Here is a 17,229-nt window from a genome sequence, read left to right as displayed (position 1 = left end):
GCCTAAGCCCCCAACACACTTTGTCCGCAAACCCGCAAGGCTTGCCCGGTGAATGCGCCGGTGCCCGGTTGAGCCAGCCAGGCCACCGCTTCGGCGACGTCTTGCGGCAAGCCGCCCTGGCCCAGAGAGCTCATGCGCCGCCCGGCCTCGCGCAGGCCGAACGGGATGTGGGCGGTCATCTGGGTTTCGATAAAACCGGGCGCCACCGCGTTGATGCTGATGCCCCGTGCCTGCAACAGCGGTGCCCAGGCTTGCGCCAGCCCGATAAGGCCAGCCTTGCTCGCGGCGTAGTTGGTTTGCCCGCGATTGCCGGCGATGCCGCTGATCGAAGCCAGCAGAATCACCCGACCGTTGTCGCGCAAGGTGCCATTGTCGAGCAAGGCTTTGGTCAACACTTGTGGCGCGTTGAGGTTGACCGCAAGCACCGCGTCCCAGAATTCCGGGGTCATGTTGGCCAGGGTTTTGTCGCGGGTTATCCCGGCGTTGTGCACCACGATATCGACGCCGTCGGGCAACTGTTCAACCAGTTGCGCGGCAGCGTCTTCAGCGCAGATGTCCAGCGTGACGCTGCGTCCACCCAGGCGTGCGGCGAGGGCTTCCAGATCATTTTTGGCCGGTGGCACGTCAAGCAGGATGACGTCGGCACCGTCCCGGGCCAGCGTCTCGGCAATGGATGCGCCGATGCCCCGCGCTGCGCCGGTGACCAGTGCCTTGCGTCCAGCCAGCGGTCGCGTCCAGTCCGTCACGGGTGTGTCGCAGGGGTTCAGGCGGATCACTTGCCCGGAGACGAACGCGCTTTTCGGTGAGAGGAAAAACCGCAGCGGACCTTCGAGTTGATCCTCGGCGCCTTCGCCGACGTGGATCAGTTGCAAGGTGCCGCCGCTGCGCAATTCCTTGGCCAGTGAGCGACTGAAACCTTCGAGCGCGCGTTGGGCGCTGGCGGCGAACGGATCGCTCAGGGTCTGCGGGTCACGACCGAGAATCACCAGATGCGCGCAGTGATCGAGGTTTTTCATCAGCGGCTGGAAGAACTCGCGCAGCTGTTTGAGCTGATCGGTGTGCAGCAGATCGCTGGCGTCGAACACCACCGCTTTGAGTTTCGGGCCGTGGCCGGGAATCCATTGCGTCGCCATCGAAGGTTCGGTTCCGTAGCCGTAGATCGCATCGGTCAGGCGATTGGCGAAGGCGCTGACTTTCTCCGCCAACGGCCCGCCACCGATCAGCAGCGCACCGTCGACCGGGCGCAGCCGGCCTGCTTGCCAGCGTTCCAGCCGGGTGGGTGCAGGCAAGCCCAAGGCCCCGACCAGACGATGGCCGATGGAGGAATTGGCAAAGTCGATATAGCGGTCAGACATGGAACGCGCTCCGAAAGCTGGGGTTCAAAGTGTGGACCACGAATGGCAATCAGTCGTTCGATCCACGAGATAAGGCCTACGCTTGATCACAGCAGCGTAGTTTGAATAGCGGATTTTGTGGCAATGCATCCCCTGTAGGAGCGGGCTTGCCCGCGATAGCGATTTAACGGTCACATCAATGCTGAATGTGCTGCCGCCATCGCGGGCAAGCCCGCTCCTACAGGGATCGCTCTAACTTTTGGATGTTTATTGGGAGCTTTTCATGACTCAACTGCGCCGCGTCGCGATCATTGGTGGTAACCGGATTCCTTTCGCCCGGTCCAACGGGCCTTACGCCACGGCCAGTAACCAGGTGATGCTCACCGCCGCGCTCGAAGGCTTGATCGAGCGCTACAACCTGCACGGTCAGCGCATCGGCGAAGTGGTCGCCGGCGCGGTGCTCAAGTTGTCGCGAGACATGAACCTGACCCGCGAATGCGTACTCGGTTCGCGCCTGTCTCCCGCCACCCCGGCCTATGACATCCAGCAGGCGTGCGGCACCGGGCTGGAAGCGGCGTTGCTGGTGGCGAACAAGATTGCCCTGGGACAGATCGAGTGCGGCATCGCCGGGGGCGTCGACACCACCTCCGATGCGCCGATCAGCGTCAGCGAAGGGCTGCGCCAAATCCTGCTGCAGGCCAACCGCGCCAAGAGCACCGGCGACAAACTGAAAACCTTCCTGCAATTGCGGCCGCACCATCTGATCCCCGAGTTTCCGCGCAACGGCGAGCCACGTACCGGTTTGTCGATGGGGCAACATTGCGAGTTGATGGCGCAAACCTGGAACATTCCCCGCGAAGAACAGGATCAACTGGCCCTTGAAAGTCATCAGAAACTGGCGGCGTCCTATGCCGAAGGCTGGCACAACGATCTGATGACACCGTTCCTTGGCCTCACCCGCGACAACAATCTGCGTGCGGATTCGACCCTGGAAAAGCTTGCCTCGCTTAAACCGGCCTATGAAAAAAGTGCCAAGGGCACGCTGACCGCGGGCAACTCCACACCATTGACCGATGGCGCGTCTCTGGTGTTGCTGGGCAGTGAGCAATGGGCCAATGAGCGCGGCTTGCCGATTCTGGCGTACCTGCGTGACGGCGAGGCGGCGGCGGTGGATTTCGTCAACGGTGCCGAAGGTCTGTTGATGGCGCCGGTCTACGCGGTACCGCGTTTGCTGGCGCGCAATGGCCTGAGCTTGCAGGACTTTGACTACTACGAAATCCACGAAGCGTTCGCCGCGCAAGTGCTGTGCACCTTGAAGGCCTGGGAAGATCCCGAGTACTGCAAAACCCGCCTCGGACTCGACGCTGCGCTGGGCGCCATCGACCGCAGCCGACTTAACGTCAAAGGCAGTTCACTGGCAGCGGGGCATCCGTTTGCTGCCACGGGTGGGCGGATCGTTGCCAACCTGGCGAAGTTGCTGGATGCGGCCGGGAAAGGCCGGGGACTGATCTCGATTTGTGCGGCGGGTGGGCAGGGCGTGACCGCCATTATCGAGCGTTGATTTCTGATTCGGAATGGAATCCTGTAGGGGCTGGCTTGCCAGCGATGGGGACGGCCCATTCAACATCCCTGTTGCCTGGCACACCGCTATCGCTGGCAAGCCAGCTTCTACAGAGATTGCGGTGATTGAATAGACGGGCGACATGGCCTAACGTCGGTCCCACCAGCCGTCTCGCAACACAAGGCCAGTCAATGCCGACTAACGGACAAATGTCCCTCGAACGAACCATTCCGCCCCTTACAGTCTTGCCGCGTCCACTGTTTGCCCGGGTCGAAAGCCTGAACGCCGGTTCTTGGACCCCGCCCCATCGTCACGATTGGGTGCAGTTTTCCTACGCCATCAGTGGCGTTCTCGGCGTGCACACGGCGGAGGGCAGTTTTTTTGCGCCGCCACAATGGGGGATCTGGATTCCGGCGGATCTTGAGCATCAGGTGGTGACATCGATGCGCGCCGAGATGCGCAGTCTGTATGTACGACGTGAGGATTGCCAGTGGGCCGACGGGCGTTGCCGGGTGCTGGAAGTGACACCGCTGGCGCGGGAGTTGATCAAAAGTTTTTGTTCGATGCCGGTGGAATATCCGCAAGGCGACAGCCAGGAAGCGCGACTGGTGGGGGTGTTGCTGGATCAATTGGCGACATTGCCGGAAGTCGGGTTTTCCCTGCCGTTGCCCCGCCATGAACGGTTGCTGGGGCTATGCAACGAGCTGATTGAAAGTCCCGAGCGTAACGTGACATTGCAGGCGTGGGCGGAACGTTTGGGAACGTCGGAGAAAACCCTGATGCGTTTGTTTCAGCGGGAAACCGGGTTGAGTTTCCGCGGCTGGCGCCAGCGCGCGCGCCTGTTGTCGTCGTTGAGTTTGCTGGAGGAGGGCGACAGTGTGACCAATGTCGCGCTGGCGTGTGGGTATGACTCGACCTCGGCGTTTATTGCGGCGTTCAAAAGTCTGTTCGGGTTTACCCCGGGAGAATTGTTCCGGCAGTGAGGGCTCCATCGCTGGCAAGCCAGCTCCCACAGAGAATGATCTGTGCCGCATGATTTCGGCTCGACGCATAACCTGTGGGAGCTGGCTTGCCAGCGATTGACCGCGCAGCGGTCCGCCGGTCAGGTGCGGAAGCGGCGCACCAGGCCATCCAGTTCATTCGACAACCCGGCCAGGCTTTGCGAATCCAGCCGCGCCGAGTTCGCCAGCTCCGCCACCAACTGCGCATCGCCATGGATCTGGCTGATGTGCCGGTTGATGTCTTCGGCGACCTGATGCTGCTGTTCCGCCGCCGTTGCAATCTGCGTGTTCATGTCGCGAATCACATCCACCGACTCGCGGATCTGCCCGAAGCTGCTGCGGGCTTCGCCGATGCGTGACACCGACTGTTGCGACACTTCCAGGCTCGCGTGCATTTGCTGTGTCACCTGGCTGGTGCGCTTGGCCAGGTTGCCCAGCAGCCCGTCGATCTCCGCGGTGGAATCAGCTGTGCGTTTGGCCAATGCCCGCACTTCGTCCGCCACCACCGCAAAACCACGACCCTGCTCACCGGCCCGCGCCGCTTCAATGGCCGCGTTCAGCGCCAGCAGGTTGGTCTGTTCGGCGATCGAGCGGATGGTGCCGAGAATCGACTGAATGTCATTACTGTCGCGCTCAAGCTGTTGCATCGATTGCGCGGATTGTTCGATCTCCTGGCTCAGGCGATCGACGCTGCTCACCGCCGCGTCGATCTGTTGCTGGCCTTCGCGGGCCTGACGCTGGCCGCTGTCGGCGGACTCGGCGGCCTGGCTGCACGAACGCGCCACTTCGTTGGCGGTGGCGACCATTTCGTGGAACGCCGTGGACACCATGTCCACTGCCTCACGCTGGCGACCGGCGGCTTCGGCCATGTCACTGGATACCTGGGTCGAGCTTTTGGACGTGGCGAGAATCTTCGTCGCGGCACCGCCGATGCTCTGGATCAGGTTGCGAATCGCGGTAAGGAACTGGTTGAACCAACTGGCCAGTTGCGCAGTTTCGTCGCTACCACGGATCTGCAGGTTTTTCGTCAGGTCGCCTTCACCCTGGGCGATGCCTTCCAGGCCATCCGCCACGCTGCGGATCGGACGCACGATGACGCTGGCGAAACTGGCGCCGACCACGGCGAAGATGACGGCTAATACCGCGGCGATGATCGCGATCAACCAGGTCAACTGGGTCGCCGTGCTCATCACGTCGCTTTGCTTGATCAGGCCGATGAAGGTCCAGCCCAGTTGCTCCGACGGCCAGACGTTGGCCATGTAGCGCTCGCCGTTGAGTTCGACTTCAACCAGGCCTTTGCCGGCCTTGGCCAGTTGCGCATAACCTTCGCCGAGGCTGCCCAGGGCCTTGAAGTTGTGTTCCGGTTGCTTCGGGTCGACCAGCACGGTGCCGTTGTTTTCCAGCAGCATCAGGTAACCGGTTTCGCCGAGCTTGATCTGTTTGACCAGTTCGGTGAGCTGTTTGAGCGACACGTCGATACTGACCACGCCGCCGTTGGTGCCCAGCTTGTTGTCGATGGTGCGGACGGTGCTGACGTAGGACGTATCGTTTTCGGCCCAGTAATAGGCTTCGGTACGGAACGGCTTGCCCGGTTTGGCCTGGGCCGCCTTGTACCACGGACGCTGGCGCGGGTCGTAGTTGGCCAGCTTGGCATCGTCCGGCCACGACACGTAGCCGCCGGCGGCGGTGCCGAGTATCGCGTAGGCATAGGACGGGTGAGCGTTGCCCAGGTCCTGCAGGAAGCTGAAGAGTTTCTTGTCCGCCTCACCTTGAGGAACGCTGGCGGCGTTGGCGCTCATGTAGGTCTTGAGGCTGTCGTCGGAATTGGTGATCAGCGGTTGCTTGGCCAGGTACTCGACGTTCTGGCTGATGCCGTCGAAAAACAGTTGCATGGCATTGCTGACCTGACGGATTTCACGACCGCTGCTGTCGACGAATCCGTCCTTGGCATCACTGCGCAAGTTCAGCACAACGAGGGTGGCGACCAGTACCACGGGCAAGCAGGCGATGATTGCAAACGCCCAGGTCAACTTCTGTTTGATGTTCATCCGCGCTCCAGATTTTCTTGTAGGCCCACGCAGTGCAGATGACTCGCGGTTTTTTGGCAGCCGTAAACGTTCTTGGTCAACCCGGATCCTTGAGTGCGGCATCGCTATTATTGGGGGAGCGATTGTCGGACAAATCACTTTGTCACTTAGGACTTCGGCTGTTGTCGGAGGAAATTGAGGCTTGCCAGGAAAAATCCTTCGCAGTGCAGGGCGCGAGATGTCAGCTTCTGTCACAAATGCCCTCGCAGGCCTTGCAGAACAAGTGACGCAGGCTCGGCTATGATCGTTGGCGCCCGACGAAGGACGTCAGGTTTTTGTGAGGAATCCGGCACATTGTGTGCTTCTTGTTGTTCCTGGCAGTGTTCATAGGTCGGCACCCCCTCCCCCCCGTGAGTGGATTGCCGTATAACGAATGACTTTCGCGTGTTTGGTAATAAAGGACCCACAATAAAAGCTGATGAAGACTCCAAAACGCATTGAACCCCTGATCGAGGACGGTCTGGTCGACGAGGTGCTGCGCCCACTCATGAGTGGTAAAGAAGCAGCTGTTTATGTAGTGCGCTGCGGCAACCAGCTACGTTGCGCGAAGGTCTACAAGGAGGCGAATAAACGCAGTTTCCGTCAGGCGGCCGAGTATCAGGAAGGTCGCAAGGTTCGCAACAGCCGCCAGGCCCGGGCCATGGCCAAGGGTTCCAAGTTTGGCCGCAAGGAAACCGAAGACGCCTGGCAGAACGCCGAAGTGGCGGCGCTGTTCCGTCTGGCCAGTGCCGGTGTGCGAGTGCCCAAGCCGTATGACTTCCTTGAAGGCGTGCTGCTCATGGAGCTGGTGGCTGACGAGTACGGCGATGCCGCGCCGCGTTTGAACGACGTGGTGCTGGAACCGGACCAGGCGCGCGAGTATCACGCGTTTCTGATTTCGCAGATCGTGCTGATGTTGTGTACCGGTTTGGTGCACGGAGACCTGTCCGAGTTCAACGTACTGCTGACGCCGACCGGCCCGGTGATCATCGACTTGCCGCAAGCGGTGGATGCCGCGGGCAACAACCACGCCTTCAGCATGCTGGAGCGGGATGTGGGCAACATGGCGTCGTACTTCGGGCGGTTTGCGCCGGAGTTGAAAAAGACCCGTTATGCCAAGGAAATGTGGGCCTTGTACGAGGCCGGCACCTTGCACCCGGCCAGCGTCCTGACCGGTGAATTCGACGAACCGGAAGAGTTGGCCGACGTGGGCGGCATCATGCGTGAGATCGAGGCTGCGCGCCTGGATGAAGAACGCAAGCAAGCGGCCCGTGCCGCTGACGATGCGCCCGCCAACAAAACCGAAGAACCGCCTCCGCCATGGATGCAGTGATCGGCTAAAAAAACCCGGCTTCGGCCGGGTTTTTTGTTGTGCAATGCAAATCCTCTGTAGGAGCAAGCTTGCTCGCGATAGCATCGGCACATTCAAAATCAAAGTGTCAGGAGCACCGCCATCGCGAGCAAGCTTGCTCCTACAGGAGTTAGGCACTGGTCGAAGGAGCACAACACCCAGACTCAAGGTTCTTGAGAATCGGGCAATCCGGCCGATGATCCCCCTGGCAATGCTCAACCAGATCCTGCAACGTATCGCGCAGTTGCCCCAGCTCGCGGATCTTCTGGTTCAGCTCATCTATATGTTGCCGGGCCAGGGCCTTCACATCGGCACTGGCGCGCTGGCGGTCCTGCCAGAGGGTCAGCAGCTTGCCGACTTCTTCCAGCGAAAACCCCAGGTCCCGCGAGCGCTTGATGAAGGCCAGGGTATGCAAGTCGTGATCGCCGTAGATTCGATAACCGCTGTCGGCGCGATTGGCCGCCTTGAGCAAACCGATGGATTCGTAATAACGGATCATCTTCGCGCTCAGGCCGCTGTGACGGGCCGCTTGGCCGATGTTCATCGGTTTTCCTCCAGATCCTCGGGTTTCCAGGTTTTCAACAGTAACGCATTGCTCACCACGCTGACGCTCGACAAGGCCATCGCCGCGCCGGCCAGTACCGGGTTGAGGAAGCCGAACGCGGCCAGCGGAATACCGATCAGGTTATAGACAAAGGCCCAGAACAGGTTTTGGCGGATTTTCGCGTAGGTCTTGCGACTGATCTCCAGCGCCGCGGGAACCAGACGCGGGTCACCGCGCATCAGGGTGATGCCGGCTGCGTGCATGGCCACGTCGGTGCCGCCGCCCATGGCGATGCCGATGTCGGCGGCAGCCAGTGCCGGGGCGTCGTTGATGCCGTCGCCGACCATCGCCACCACCCCGGTTCGTTTCAGTGCCGCCACCGTCGCGGCTTTGTCCGCTGGCAACACTTCGGCGTGTACGTCACGGATGCCCAGCGCCTCGGCGACCACTTTGGCACTGCCGCGGTTGTCGCCAGTCAGCAAATGGCTGCTGATGTGCCGTGCGTTCAGTTGCTGCACCGCTTGCAACGCACCGGGCTTGAGCGTGTCACCGAAGGCAAACAGGCCCAGTACCCGTGGCGCGGGGCTTTGCTCGATCAGCCAGGACAAGGTCCGGCCTTCGGTTTCCCACGCGGTGGCGGAATCCGCCAAGGTCCCGGCGTTCAGGCCGCTTTCTTCCAGAAGACGCCGGTTGCCCAGCGCCAGTCGCCGTCCCTCAAGGGTGCCGGCAATGCCACGCCCGGTCAGGGATTGGCTGTCGCTGACGTCGTCCACCTGCAACTCGCGCTCAGCGCAGGCGTCCAGGACCGCTTTGGCCAGAGGGTGCTCGCTGCCCCGCTGCAGGGCGCCGGCCTGTTGCAGCAGGGTGGCTTCGTCACCGTCGAGCGCACTCAAGTGCGCGATGCGCGGGGTGCCCGAGGTCAGTGTGCCGGTTTTGTCGAACACCACCGAACTGACTTCATGGGCACGCTCCAGCGCTTCGGCGTCCTTGATCAGAATCCCGTAACGCGCCGCCACCCCGGTGCCGGCCATGATCGCCGTGGGGGTGGCCAGGCCCAGCGCACAAGGACAAGCGATCACCAACACCGCCACGGCGTTGATCAGCGCGGTTTCCAGCGCAGCGCCATACAGCCACCAGCCGACCAGTGTCGCCAGGGCCAGCAGCAGTACCACGGGTACGAAAATCTGGCTGACTTTATCCACCAGTTTCTGGATCGGCGCTTTCGCGGCTTGAGCGTCCTCCACCAGTCGAATGATGCGTGCCAACACGGTTTCAGCGCCAAGTGCCTGGGTGCGCACCAACAGCCTACCTTCACCATTGATCGCGCCGCCGGTCACTTTGTCACCGGGTTGTTTCGGCACCGGCAGGCTTTCTCCGCTGATCAACGCTTCATCGGCGTGGCTCTGGCCCTCGATCACTTCACCGTCCACCGGGAAGCGTTCGCCGGGTTTGACCAGCACCTGATCATTGAGACGCAGGGCGCTGATGGCGACGTCCTGTTCACGACCGTCTATCACTTGAATCGCCCGTTCCGGGCGCAGCGCTTCGAGGGCGCGGATGGCGCTGGCGGTCTGGCGCTTGGCACGGCTCTCCAGATATTTACCGAGCAACACCAACGCGATGACGACCGCCGAGGCTTCGAAATACAGGTGCGGCATGCGTCCGGCAGCGGTGGCCCACTCGTAGACACTCAAGCCATAACCGGCGCTGGTGCCGAGCGCGACCAGCAAATCCATGTTGCCGGCGCCGGCGCGCACGGCTTTCCACGCGGCCACATAAAACCGCGCGCCGAAGATGAATTGCACTGGAGTGGCCAAGGCAAATTGCGCCCACGCCGGGAGCATCCAGTGCACACCGAACGGTTGCAGCAGCATCGGCAGCACCAGCGGAAAGGCGAGGGCAATGGCCGCGATCAAGGCCCAGCGTTCGCGTTGCAGGCGGGTCTGTTGACTGTCGGTTTGCGGGTGTTCGGCTTCCCAGACGCTGGCGGCGTAGCCGGCCTTGGTCACGGCGGCGATCAAGGTTTGCGGGTCGACCTGCCCGAGCAATTCAAGGTGAGCGCGTTCGTTCGCCAGGTTGACGCTGACGCTCTTCACCCCCGGCACTTTATTCAGCGCACGCTCGACGCGGCCGACGCAGGACGCGCAGGTCATGCCGTCGATACTCAATTCAAGGGTCTGCTGCGGCACGCTGTAACCGGCCTTTGCCACGGCATCCATCAAGGCCGGCAGGCTATCGGCCGGCGCCTGGACCCGCGCCTGTTCGGTGGCGAGGTTGACGCTGACGGCGCTGGCACCGATGACCTTGCTCAAGGCGCGCTCGACACGGCCGGCGCAACTGGCGCAAGTCATGCCGGCAATCGGCAGATCGAACGTTGTGGAATCGGACATCGGTCGTGCTCCCTGTAGTGGATGCCTACAGGATCAACCTTGCCATGTTGGCAAGGTCAAGCGCCATTCTGAAATTCACCGAAAATCCGATTGCAGGAGCGAGCAGGGGGATTTGTGTCAGTAGCCGAGGCCTGCGCGCTTCAGGTACATGCCTTCCTGCGTCATCGCAATCCGGTACTTGAGCACATCGCCCGCCCGGAGCTGGATGTCCTGCGAGCCCGGCGCCAACATGCCCGGGTTGCAGCCCGGCACCTGGCCCGGCAGCAGTTTCAGGCGCAGGGACACATTGCCCGGCGGCAAATTGAACGAGGTGCTTTGTTCCTGGAACAGCCGCGCGGCCAACTGGTCCTGGATGTACACGCCGATTTCGCAGCTGGTCGCGACTTCCAGCCGCTCGCGGGAAATGATCAGCACGCCATAGTCCTCCCCGGCGGCACTGGCCGACGGCATGGCGGCGAAAAGGCTGAGGAAGCCAAACAGGCTGAAAACTGACCAGCGCATGGCTGAATCTCCTGAGATCGAGTCATTGATGATCGCAGCTTGGCCGAGCGCGGCGCCGATTGCCAGCCCGGCAGATCACTTCAGAACTTGACCTTGCCATGGTGGCAAGCTCAAGACTGTACTCAACCTCATTCAAGAGCCTCATCAAGGGAGTCTTTCCATGCAAGTGTTCAATGTTGAAGGTATGTCCTGCGGTCACTGCGTCAGAGCCATCACTCAGGCCGTTCAGGCCAAAGACCCGGCGGCCAGCGTGCGCGTCGATCTGGCTGCCAGAGAAGTGGGCGTCGAGAGTTCACTGACTGAGCAGCAGGTGATCGAGGCCATCAGCGAAGAGGGCTATGGCGTCACGCTGGCTTGACCTTTTTAATAGTTAGCGAGCTATCGTAATGTTCAAGGCGTCCATGCGCGGCTAGACTGTCGGGCTGCCGACTATGCTCCTGGATGCCTGATGAACTTCCGTACCATTCTGATTCTTGGCGCGTTGAGCGCTTTCGGTCCGCTGGCGATCGATTTCTACCTGCCGGCGTTCCCGGCCATGGCGCTCGCGTTCGGTACGGACGAAAAACATGTTCAGCTGACATTGGCGGCGTATTTCCTCGGCCTGTCCATCGGTCAACTGGCCTACGGGCCAGTGGCGGATCGTTTCGGGCGGCGCATTCCGTTGCTCATTGGCGTGGGGCTGTTCACGGCCGCTTCGCTGGCGTGCGCCTATGCGCCGAACCTGGAGTGGCTGATCGGTGCCCGTTTCATCCAGGCCTTGGGCGGGTGCGCGGGAATGGTGATTTCCCGGGCGATCGTCAGCGACAAATGCGACGCGGTGGGTTCAGCGAAAGTCTTTTCACAGCTGATGCTGGTGATGGGCCTGGCGCCGATTCTGGCGCCGATGCTCGGCGGCCTGTTGGTCAATACCACAGGCTGGCAGTCGATTTTTCTGGCGCTGACCGGTTTCAGCGCATTGGCGGGTCTGGCCGTGGCACTCGGCTTGCCGGAAAGCATGCCTGCGCATGTACCGCGCCAACCGTTGTCGGGGGCGTTGCGTCAATACGCTCTACTGGTGAAGGAACCGATTTACCTCGGCCACGCGCTGACCGGTGGTATCGCTATCGCCGGAATGTTTTCCTACATCGCCGGTTCACCGTTCGTCCTCATCAAGCTCTACGGCGTGCCGGCCGAGCACTTCGGCTGGTTCTTCGGTGCCAATGCGGCGGGTTTCATTCTGGTGGCGCAGGTCAACGCGCGTTTGCTGGCCAAGCGCGGGCCGGCATTCCTGCTGGCGCGTGCCGTGTGGGTTTATCTGGGTGCCGGCCTTGCCCTGCTGGGCGTGAGCGCATTGCACACGGCGCAACTGTGGCCGTTATTGATTCCGCTGTTCGTCTGCATTTCCAGCTTGGGCTGCATCCTTCCCAATGCATCGGCCTGTGCCATGAACGGCCAGGGTGCTCGGGCAGGCAGCGCTTCGGCGATGCTCGGGTGCCTGCAGTTCAGCGTGGCCGCCGGTGCTGCCGCGCTGGTGGGTGTTTTGCACGACGGCAGCGCCATGCCGATGGCTATGGTCATCAGCCTGTGTGCCGTTCTGGTGGTGAGCGTGGCGATGTTCACCCGGCGCTTGCAAAATGCCCGGGCACTGGCGAACGCCCAGGTCTGACGGCGTATCAGCCGGCAGCGCGCTGCGGGTGAAGGACTGGAATTTGGTGAGGGGCCTGAATACGCCCTTCAAGGATGCGCGTGAAGGCCAAGGCTTCGGCTTCGCTACGGAACGTTACGGCATGCTGGTCCAGGCGGACTTGCCACTGGGATTTTGCCAGTTCTTTTATCAGGATCTTCATAGTCGAACTCCTCTAGTAAAAGATGTTTCGTAGAAGGATGCCTCGCAGGAGATTCGATTGTAGACCTGAATACGATCGCTAATGTGACAAGGGAAAACTGTCGGACTGACGGTTTGTAACAAAAAACATCGCAGGCTCTAGCACGGCCTGCGATGTTTTTTTCAGGGTTTTAAAACCCTTCAAGCACGATCTTGCCCTTGGATTTTCCACTCTCCAGCAGGGCATGTGCACGACGCAGATTCGCCGCATTGATGCGGCCGAAATGCTCGCCAACCGTGGTTTTCAGCGTGCCGGCATCGATCAACTGCGCCACGCGGTTGAGCAAATGGTGCTGCTCTATCATGTCCGCCGTTTCAAACAGCGAGCGGGTGTACATGAACTCCCAGTGCAGCGACAGGCTCTTGCGCTTGAGCTTGGTCACGTCGAGGGATTTGGGGTCATCGATCAGCGCCAGCTTGCCTTGCGGTGCCAATGCCTCGACCAATTGATCCAGGTGATGATCGGTCTGGGTCAGGCTGGCGACGTGGGTGACCTGATCAAGGCCTGCACGTTTGAGTGCTTCGCTCAGCGGCTGACTATGGTCGATCACATGATGGGCGCCCAGGTCCTTCACCCAGCTCTGGGTTTGTGGGCGTGAGGCGGTGCCGATCACTTTCAGTCCAGTGAGCTGCGTGGCCAATTGCGTGAGGATCGAACCTACGCCACCGGCCGCGCCGACGATCAGCAGACTCTGGCCGTCATCGGTTTTACCTTCGCGCACCTGCAGGCGTTCGAAGAGCAATTCCCACGCGGTGATCGCGGTCAGCGGCAGGGCAGCCGCTTCGGCGAAACCCAGGGTTTTCGGCATGTGGCCGACAATCCGCTCATCGACAACATGCAGTTCGCTGTTGCCGCCAGCGCGGGCGATGGACCCGGCGTAGAACACGTTGTCGCCAGCCTTGAACAGTGTCACCTCGCTGCCGACCGCCTTGACCACACCGGCCACATCCCAACCCAGCACCTTGGCTGCGCCGCCTTCGGGCTGGACGTTCTGACGGACCTTGGTGTCCACCGGATTGACCGAAATGGCTTTGACCTCCACCAACAGATCTCGCGGTCCGGCGACCGGCTCAGGCAGTTCGATGTCTTGCAGGGATTTTTCGTCGCTGATCGGCAGGGACGCGTAATAGGCGATGGCTTTCATGTAGGGCTCCGCAACAGTTATAGAAGAAGGAATCAGGCGATGGAGCGCAGGCGCGTGAGTTCGAAGTGCTCGAGAAAGTCAGGAGCCTTGGCGCGAAAGTTCTGGATGTGCGCGCTATCGTCATGTGCTTGCAGGGCTTCGTCGCTGCTCCACTGTTCGATCATGTAGAAGGCCAGCGGATTGGCCAGGTCCTGATGCAGGTCATATTGCCCGCAACCGGCCTCGGCTCGGGTCGGTTCCACCAATGCCCGCAGGTGTTGCTCAAGGGCATCCTGTTGGCCAGGCTTGGCGATGAGGGTGGCGATAGCGGTAAAGGGCTGGGACATCGGCGACTCCGGAGCGGGTGATTTCGATGGGCAGATGATTGGCTATTTCTCCTGAAGATAAAACCCGTTAAAAGAGCAGTCTCTTTCAATATTTTTTTGATAATCGGGTGTGGGATGCTGCGTTTCGATGACTTGCAGTTGTTTGTTCGGGCGGCGGACCTGGGCAGTCTGTCGGCTGCGGCTCGGGGTATGGACATGTCGGCGGCGGTGGCCAGTGCGGCTTTGAAGCGCATCGAGCAGCAACTCGGCGCCCGCTTGCTCGCCCGCTCGACCCGCAGCCTGCGCCTGACCGCTGAAGGTGAAGGCTTTCTCGAGTACGCCCGTGCGGCCCTGAGCAACCTCGACGAGGGCCGGCGTTTGTTGGCCAGCGGTCAGGATCAGGTCAGCGGCGTGCTGCAGCTTTCGGCGCCGTCGGACTTCGGTCGCAACCTGCTGCTGCCGTGGCTGGACGAGTTCCAGCGCGAGCACCCGAAACTCACGGTGCGCTTACTGCTGGGTGACCGCATCGCCGATCTGTTTCGGCAACCGGTGGACATCGCCCTGCGTTACGGCGAGCCGGAGGACTCAAGCCTGGTGGCGCTGCCCATCGCCGCGCAAAACCGCCGCGTGCTGTGTGCCGCGCCGGGTTACCTCGCCCGGCATGGCGAGCCGCGGCAGCTGGAGCAATTGGCGCAGCACAATTGCCTGCTGTTCATGCTGGGCAGCCGCGTTCACGACCATTGGAGTTTTCACGACGGCAAGCGGGAGGTCAGCCTGACTGTCAGCGGCGACCGTTTCAGCGACGACGCCGATGTCGTGCGGCTATGGGCGGTCGCCGGGGCGGGCATCGCCTACAAGTCGTGGCTGGATGTGGCCGGGGATGTGCTCGCCGGTCGTTTGAAAGTACTGATGCCTGAGCTGCTTTGTGAGCGCGCACCGCTGAATCTGTTGTGCGCCCATCGCGCACAATTGAGTAAGCCAGTGAACCTGTTGCGGGAAATGCTTGCCAGCCGATGCGCTCGATTGAGCAGTCATTTTCCGCGGTTGGCGGGTATTGATGATTAGTCGCAGTTAAAAAGCGAAATTTCCCTCAGGAACTATCACCACCAACGGTTTGCGAAGGGCAGGAACCGGCGGTTATCCCGCCTATACTAGCGCTCGCCCGAAATACCTACCGTCGATTGAAATGGCGAGGCCCCGCTGGCGTCGTTCCGCTCCCGTGTGCCTACGCCTGCCCTCTGCGACAGACGCCCGGTGATGGCATGGGTGAGCAAAGACTTTGCCCGGTTCATGGCGGTTTCTGCGTCTTGGCCGACGACACATTACTGGTCAAGATGTCTCTGAGCAGTAGACGAAACGATTCAACAGGGAGTGAATACATGGAACATGCACCTTGCATCAGCCAGATAGCCACCTTGCTGGCTGACCCAAAGCGCAGCGCAATGATGTGGGCCTTGATGGATGGGTCGGCGCGCCAAACCGAAGAGTTGGCCTTGTTGGCCGGCCTGTCACCGTCTTCGGCCAGTGCACACTTGGGACGTCTGTCCGCCGGGGGGCTATTGAAAGTCGAGTCCCGCGGGCGCAAGCGGTTTTTCCGTCTGTCAGCCCCTGAAGTCGGCGCCGCGATCGAGGCTCTGGCCAGTGCAACGCTGGCCAGCACGCCGCAAGACATTCCAGACATTTTCAAACGCCCCGTACCCCTGGCCAAACCGCAGGCACTGCGCTCATCCATGTTGCGCGCACGACTGTGCGACGATCATTTGGGCGGAACCCTGGCGGCGGATCTTTATCAGCGGTTACTGGATGCGGGGTGGATCGAGCAGTTCGATCAGCGAGTGACGATCACCCTCAAGGGCTCCACAGAACTGGCGACACGTGGCGTCTACATCCAGGCGCTCGCCCATCGTCGAGGCAAAGCGGCGTGTGCCTGCCCGGACTGGAGCGAAAGACGTCCCCACATGGGCGGCGCATTGGGCGCAGCGTTGTTGCAGCTGTTCATGCAGTCAGGCTGGTTGAATCTGCCCAACGATTCGCGTGCCTTGCAGGTCACCGCCGCGGGGCAGCGTGAAATCCACCGTTTCGCCGAACAATCCGAACTGGAAATGGCGCTGTAGAGCTCACTTGACACAAAACCCTGCAGGCGCTGGCAGGCCAGCGCCTGCAGGGAAATGTGATGCTTACGGTTTTACCAACCGCGCATCGAGGCTGTTCTGCGCCAGACGCTTGGCCTGATCCTGGGTCATACCCAGATCGGTATACAGCGCATGGAAGTTTTCGGTGACATATCCGCCGAAGTACGCCGGGTCATCGGAGTTCACAGTCACCTTCACGCCACGCTCGAGCATGTCGAGAATATTGTGCTGCGACATGTGATCGAACACGCAGAGCTTGGTATTCGACAGCGGGCACACGGTCAGTGGAATCTGCTCGTCGATGATCCGCTGCATCAGGCGCTCGTCTTCGATGGCGCGCACGCCATGGTCGATGCGCTGGATTTTCAGCAGGTCGAGGGCTTCCCAGATGTACTCGGGCGGGCCTTCTTCACCGGCGTGGGCGACGGTCAGGAAGCCTTCGTCACGGGCACGGTCGAACACGCGCTTGAACTTGCTCGGCGGGTGGCCCATCTCGGAACTGTCCAGGCCCACGGCGACGAACGCATCGCGGAACGGCAGCGCCTGGTCGAGGGTTTTCTGCGCTTCGTCTTCGCTCAGGTGGCGCAGGAAGCTCAGGATCAAACCGCTGGTGATGCCCAGTTGCTGCTCGCCATCCTTGAGCGCGGCGGCGATGCCGTTGAGCACCACTTCGAACGGGATACCCCGGTCGGTGTGGGTCTGCGGGTCGAAGAACGGTTCGGTGTGAATCACGTTCTGTTCTTTGCAGCGCAGCAGGTAGGCCCAGGTCAGGTCGTAGAAATCCTGGGAGGTGCGCAGCACATCGGCACCCCGGTAATACAGGTCGAGGAATTCTTGCAGGTTGTTGAAGGCGTAGGCCTTGCGCAAGGTTTCGACATCGCTCCACGGCAGGGCGATCTTGTTGCGGTCAGCCAGGGCGAACAGCAACTCGGGCTCGAGCGAGCCTTCCAGGTGCAAGTGCAGTTCTGCCTTGGGCAGGGCGTTCAGCCAGTCATACATAATTCTTTTCTCATCAGGTGCAGATGGCGGACATTC

General features: G+C 61.2%; 16 protein-coding genes. 7 read left to right on the top strand and 9 right to left on the bottom strand.

What is annotated here, in order from left to right:
• Positions 1–2: 2 nt before the first annotated feature.
• Positions 3–1,355, bottom strand: a complete 1,353-nt coding sequence (locus KHO07_RS25595; protein WP_150735676.1) for a 3-oxoacyl-ACP reductase — start codon at positions 1,353–1,355, stop codon at positions 3–5.
• 262 nt (positions 1,356–1,617) lie between these two features.
• Here KHO07_RS25595 and KHO07_RS25590 point away from each other — a divergent pair, with 262 nt between their 5' ends.
• Positions 1,618–2,895 carry an acetyl-CoA C-acetyltransferase gene (locus KHO07_RS25590; protein ID WP_212625861.1) on the top strand — a complete coding sequence of 426 codons (1,278 nt, stop codon included), beginning with the start codon at positions 1,618–1,620 and terminating at the stop codon, positions 2,893–2,895.
• Between the two features lie 191 nt (positions 2,896–3,086).
• Positions 3,087–3,878 carry a helix-turn-helix transcriptional regulator gene (locus tag KHO07_RS25585; RefSeq protein WP_212625860.1) on the top strand — a complete coding sequence of 264 codons (792 nt, stop codon included), beginning with the start codon at positions 3,087–3,089 and terminating at the stop codon, positions 3,876–3,878.
• A 119-nt stretch (positions 3,879–3,997) separates the two neighbouring features.
• On the opposite strand, the gene KHO07_RS25580 is transcribed toward KHO07_RS25585, so the two are convergent.
• Positions 3,998–5,944 (bottom strand): methyl-accepting chemotaxis protein, encoded by a 1,947-nt coding sequence (locus KHO07_RS25580; protein WP_150735673.1) that lies wholly within the window; start codon positions 5,942–5,944, stop codon positions 3,998–4,000.
• Positions 5,945–6,401: 457 nt separating this feature from the next.
• Between KHO07_RS25580 and KHO07_RS25575 the strand changes: the two genes are divergently transcribed.
• The gene (locus KHO07_RS25575) at positions 6,402–7,295 is read left to right on the top strand and encodes a PA4780 family RIO1-like protein kinase (protein ID WP_075947864.1); all 894 of its coding nucleotides are present in this window, start codon (positions 6,402–6,404) and stop codon (positions 7,293–7,295) included.
• A 148-nt stretch (positions 7,296–7,443) separates the two neighbouring features.
• Here KHO07_RS25575 and cueR read toward each other — a convergent pair whose 3' ends face one another.
• The 3 genes from cueR to KHO07_RS25560 all read right to left on the bottom strand — a co-directional run bounded on the left by cueR (position 7,444) and on the right by KHO07_RS25560 (position 10,748).
• Positions 7,444–7,857, bottom strand: a complete 414-nt coding sequence (gene cueR / locus KHO07_RS25570) for a Cu(I)-responsive transcriptional regulator (protein WP_212625859.1) — start codon at positions 7,855–7,857, stop codon at positions 7,444–7,446.
• Complete coding sequence (locus tag KHO07_RS25565; RefSeq protein WP_212625858.1) at positions 7,854–10,247, bottom strand: heavy metal translocating P-type ATPase; 2,394 nt, start codon at positions 10,245–10,247, stop codon at positions 7,854–7,856. Before KHO07_RS25565 ends, cueR begins: the two co-directional genes overlap by 4 nt.
• 117 nt (positions 10,248–10,364) lie before the next feature.
• Positions 10,365–10,748 (bottom strand): hypothetical protein, encoded by a 384-nt coding sequence (locus KHO07_RS25560; protein WP_075947867.1) that lies wholly within the window; start codon positions 10,746–10,748, stop codon positions 10,365–10,367.
• A gap of 160 nt (positions 10,749–10,908) precedes the next feature.
• Here KHO07_RS25560 and KHO07_RS25555 point away from each other — a divergent pair, with 160 nt between their 5' ends.
• Positions 10,909–11,106: a cation transporter gene (locus tag KHO07_RS25555; protein WP_212625857.1), complete on the top strand. Its 198-nt coding sequence runs from the start codon at positions 10,909–10,911 to the stop codon at positions 11,104–11,106.
• A gap of 90 nt (positions 11,107–11,196) precedes the next feature.
• On the top strand, positions 11,197–12,393 hold the full coding sequence (locus KHO07_RS25550) for a multidrug effflux MFS transporter (protein WP_212625856.1): 1,197 nt from the start codon (positions 11,197–11,199) through the stop codon (positions 12,391–12,393).
• Positions 12,394–12,400: 7 nt separating this feature from the next.
• Here the strand turns inward: KHO07_RS25550 and KHO07_RS25545 are convergent, their stop codons facing one another.
• The 3 genes from KHO07_RS25545 to KHO07_RS25535 all read right to left on the bottom strand — a co-directional run bounded on the left by KHO07_RS25545 (position 12,401) and on the right by KHO07_RS25535 (position 14,083).
• Entirely contained in the window at positions 12,401–12,574 is a 174-nt protein-coding gene (locus KHO07_RS25545) for a hypothetical protein (protein WP_191635286.1), read from the bottom strand.
• 169 nt (positions 12,575–12,743) lie between these two features.
• Positions 12,744–13,757 carry a zinc-binding alcohol dehydrogenase family protein gene (locus KHO07_RS25540; protein ID WP_212625855.1) on the bottom strand — a complete coding sequence of 338 codons (1,014 nt, stop codon included), beginning with the start codon at positions 13,755–13,757 and terminating at the stop codon, positions 12,744–12,746.
• 32 nt (positions 13,758–13,789) lie between these two features.
• The gene (locus tag KHO07_RS25535; protein WP_212625854.1) at positions 13,790–14,083 is read right to left on the bottom strand and encodes a putative quinol monooxygenase; all 294 of its coding nucleotides are present in this window, start codon (positions 14,081–14,083) and stop codon (positions 13,790–13,792) included.
• A 114-nt stretch (positions 14,084–14,197) separates the two neighbouring features.
• Between KHO07_RS25535 and KHO07_RS25530 the strand changes: the two genes are divergently transcribed.
• A complete protein-coding gene (locus KHO07_RS25530) occupies positions 14,198–15,127 on the top strand; it encodes a LysR family transcriptional regulator (RefSeq protein WP_150735666.1) in 930 nt (309 codons plus the stop codon).
• A gap of 314 nt (positions 15,128–15,441) precedes the next feature.
• On the top strand, positions 15,442–16,176 hold the full coding sequence (locus tag KHO07_RS25525) for a helix-turn-helix transcriptional regulator (protein ID WP_150735665.1): 735 nt from the start codon (positions 15,442–15,444) through the stop codon (positions 16,174–16,176).
• Positions 16,177–16,239: 63 nt separating this feature from the next.
• Here KHO07_RS25525 and KHO07_RS25520 read toward each other — a convergent pair whose 3' ends face one another.
• Complete coding sequence (locus KHO07_RS25520) at positions 16,240–17,193, bottom strand: adenosine deaminase (RefSeq protein WP_150735664.1); 954 nt, start codon at positions 17,191–17,193, stop codon at positions 16,240–16,242.
• Between the last annotated feature and the right edge of the window lie 36 nt (positions 17,194–17,229).

The organism is Pseudomonas sp. PP3, from assembly GCF_905336995.1.
Lineage (GTDB): Bacteria > Pseudomonadota > Gammaproteobacteria > Pseudomonadales > Pseudomonadaceae > Aquipseudomonas > Aquipseudomonas reinekei.
Note: the sequence above shows the minus strand (reverse complement) of the source record. Positions and strands in the feature narration are given on the sequence as shown.

What these genes read in the sequence shown, in the direction of transcription:
- KHO07_RS25580 (WP_150735673.1), bottom strand. Translation starts at nt 5,944, where the DNA reads ATGAACATCAAACAGAAGTTGACCTGGGCGTTTGCAATCATCGCCTGC.
- KHO07_RS25565 (WP_212625858.1), bottom strand. Translation starts at nt 10,247, where the DNA reads ATGTCCGATTCCACAACGTTCGATCTGCCGATTGCCGGCATGACTTGC.
- KHO07_RS25585 (WP_212625860.1), top strand. Translation starts at nt 3,087, where the DNA reads ATGCCGACTAACGGACAAATGTCCCTCGAACGAACCATTCCGCCCCTT.
- KHO07_RS25525 (WP_150735665.1), top strand. Translation starts at nt 15,442, where the DNA reads ATGGAACATGCACCTTGCATCAGCCAGATAGCCACCTTGCTGGCTGAC.
- KHO07_RS25530 (WP_150735666.1), top strand. Translation starts at nt 14,198, where the DNA reads ATGCTGCGTTTCGATGACTTGCAGTTGTTTGTTCGGGCGGCGGACCTG.
- KHO07_RS25595 (WP_150735676.1), bottom strand. Translation starts at nt 1,355, where the DNA reads ATGTCTGACCGCTATATCGACTTTGCCAATTCCTCCATCGGCCATCGT.
- cueR (WP_212625859.1), bottom strand. Translation starts at nt 7,857, where the DNA reads ATGAACATCGGCCAAGCGGCCCGTCACAGCGGCCTGAGCGCGAAGATG.
- KHO07_RS25590 (WP_212625861.1), top strand. Translation starts at nt 1,618, where the DNA reads ATGACTCAACTGCGCCGCGTCGCGATCATTGGTGGTAACCGGATTCCT.
- KHO07_RS25550 (WP_212625856.1), top strand. Translation starts at nt 11,197, where the DNA reads ATGAACTTCCGTACCATTCTGATTCTTGGCGCGTTGAGCGCTTTCGGT.
- KHO07_RS25575 (WP_075947864.1), top strand. Translation starts at nt 6,402, where the DNA reads ATGAAGACTCCAAAACGCATTGAACCCCTGATCGAGGACGGTCTGGTC.
- KHO07_RS25535 (WP_212625854.1), bottom strand. Translation starts at nt 14,083, where the DNA reads ATGTCCCAGCCCTTTACCGCTATCGCCACCCTCATCGCCAAGCCTGGC.
- KHO07_RS25520 (WP_150735664.1), bottom strand. Translation starts at nt 17,193, where the DNA reads ATGTATGACTGGCTGAACGCCCTGCCCAAGGCAGAACTGCACTTGCAC.
- KHO07_RS25540 (WP_212625855.1), bottom strand. Translation starts at nt 13,757, where the DNA reads ATGAAAGCCATCGCCTATTACGCGTCCCTGCCGATCAGCGACGAAAAA.
- KHO07_RS25545 (WP_191635286.1), bottom strand. Translation starts at nt 12,574, where the DNA reads ATGAAGATCCTGATAAAAGAACTGGCAAAATCCCAGTGGCAAGTCCGC.
- KHO07_RS25555 (WP_212625857.1), top strand. Translation starts at nt 10,909, where the DNA reads ATGCAAGTGTTCAATGTTGAAGGTATGTCCTGCGGTCACTGCGTCAGA.
- KHO07_RS25560 (WP_075947867.1), bottom strand. Translation starts at nt 10,748, where the DNA reads ATGCGCTGGTCAGTTTTCAGCCTGTTTGGCTTCCTCAGCCTTTTCGCC.